Here is a 1626-nt window from a genome sequence, read left to right on the forward strand (position 1 = left end):
CCGTCTTCGCAGCGTGTGTGGTTCTTGAGGACCGCGCGTTCAGCGGTGAAAATTCCGTGTTGGCTGCCCGTTGACGCCGAGTCTCTTTGATCGTGGGAGGTCGTTTCGCAGCGGGGCGCTGAGGGCCGCGCTCTTGGGAGCTTCAGTGTTGCTTCGAGCACGCGGATCAGATTCGCCTGTCCCTGGCGGCCCTCCGGGCAGCCCCTTCCAGAGCGCGATGAGAGCGCGATGAGAGCGGGTGAGCAGGGCGGTGAGGAGGGCGTGGTGCTCGAAGAAGACACCCAGGTCGAGGAGATCATCGCCCGGGTCGCGGCGTGTGACATCGGAAAGGCTGAGGTGGTGTGCTGCCTGCGGGTGCCCCACGAGGGCCGGCCGGGGCGGCGTCTGCAGGAGGTCACGACCTATTCCACGATGACCCGTTCGCTGTTGGCGCTGGCAGATCATCTGCGGCATCTGGGGGTGACCCGGGTGGTGATGGAGGCCACCTCGGACTACTGGAAACCGGTGTTCTACCTGTTGGAAGCGGCCGGTTTCCAGACGTGGCTGGTCAACGCCCGCGACGTCAAGCACCTCCCGGGCCGCCCGAAGACCGACAAGATCGACGCGGTATGGCTGTGCAAACTCGCCGAGCGGCAGATGCTGCGCCCGAGTTTCGTGCCCCCACCACAGATCCGCCGCTTACGGGACCTGACCCGGTACCGGGCCGATGTGGTCGAGGCCCGGACCGCGGAGAAGCAGCGCGTGGAGAAGCTGCTCGAAGACGCCCAGATCAAGCTGTCGGTGGTCGCCTCGGACATCTTCGGGGTGTCCGGACGGGAGATGATGGCCGCCCTGATCGCCGGACAGCACGATCCGCAGATCTTGGCGCAGATGGCGCGGGGTCGGATGCGCGGCAAGATCACCGCCCTGGAGGAGGCCTTCCGTGGGCACTTCACCCACCATCACGGGTTCCTCCTGGCCAAAATGCTCACCCGGGTCGACTCGCTGAGCGCTGACATCGCCGAGTTGGACGCGGTGATCGAGGAGATGGTCGCCCCTTTCGCCGCGGCGATCACCCGTCTTGATCAGATCCCCGGGATCGGCCCGGTCGCCGCAGCCGGGATCGTCGCCGAGATCGGGCTGGACATGACCCGCTTCCCCACCGCCGCGCACCTCGCCTCGTGGGCGAGGTTCGCACCCGGAGTCACCCAGTCCGCGGGCAAGAACAAGGGCCGCGGCTCAACCGGGCACGGCAACCGCTACCTGGCCCGCCTGCTCGGCGAGGCCGCGTTCAGCCTCGCGCGCACCGACACCTTCCTGGGCGAGCGCTACCGGCGCATCGCGCGACGGCGGGGCAAGAAGAAGGCCGTTGTCGCGGTCGGACGCTCCCTGCTGGTGATCATCTGGCATCTGCTGTCTGATCCCCAGGCCCGCTACAACGACCTCGGGTCAGACTTCCACGACTCCCGGATCAACCTCGAACGCCGCAAACGCACCTACGTCCACCAACTCGAAGCGATGGGCTACACCGTCACCGTCAAGCCTGCTGCCTGACACCTCCAGCTCGCCCGTTCCCGGCCCGGCACCAGCCCTTTGCCCAGCCGGTGCTCCCGCCTGCCCGTCCCCGACCTAATTTTCGGATCAGAG

At 67.1% G+C, this 1626-nt stretch carries 1 protein-coding gene; it reads left to right on the forward strand.

The features are described 5' to 3' along the window. Positions 1-264 precede the first annotated feature (264 nt). Positions 265-1533 carry an IS110 family RNA-guided transposase gene (locus KIK08_RS38930; RefSeq protein WP_308258168.1) on the forward strand — a complete coding sequence of 423 codons (1269 nt, stop codon included), beginning with the start codon at positions 265-267 and terminating at the stop codon, positions 1531-1533. The last annotated feature ends 93 nt before the right edge of the window (positions 1534-1626 follow it).

The organism is Pseudonocardia lacus (genome assembly GCF_018531445.1).
Taxonomy (GTDB): domain Bacteria; phylum Actinomycetota; class Actinomycetes; order Mycobacteriales; family Pseudonocardiaceae; genus Pseudonocardia; species Pseudonocardia lacus.